Raw genomic sequence first — 420 nt, 5'->3', positions numbered from 1 at the left:
TCGCCTGGCCCTCGGCCGGCAAGACCGGCACCAGCCAGAATTCGCGCGACGCCTGGTTCGTCGGCTACACCGCCAACCTGACCACCGGCGTCTGGTTCGGCAATGACGACGGCAGCGGGATGAAGAAGGTCACCGGCGGCGCGCTGCCGGCGCAGGCCTGGCATGAATTCATGGTCGCCGCGCACGAAGGCGTGCCGGTCCGGCCGCTGCCCGGAACCTGGAAGTCTACCCCTTCGGATACGATCGTGCCGGACGACATCCCCTCGGCCGACGCCGGTCAGCCGGTGCCGGTGCCGCAGGCGGCGATCGGTCAGTCCGCCCAGGCGCCCGCACGCCCGGCGCGTCCGGCCCGGCCGGCCGAGACGGTCGATGCCGACGGGTTCGACATGCCGAGCGATGGCGGGACGACCGCCTCGGTCG

Annotated in this window: 1 pseudogene; it reads left to right on the top strand. The window is 72.6% G+C overall.

Annotated elements, in window-relative coordinates:
• Positions 1–420: pseudogene (locus tag EOA33_RS38495) on the top strand (penicillin-binding protein); the annotation flags it as partial.

This window comes from Mesorhizobium sp. M4A.F.Ca.ET.050.02.1.1 (genome assembly GCF_003997725.1).
Taxonomy (GTDB): Bacteria; Pseudomonadota; Alphaproteobacteria; order Rhizobiales; family Rhizobiaceae; genus Mesorhizobium.
This window is presented reverse-complemented; position numbering and strand designations above follow the sequence as displayed.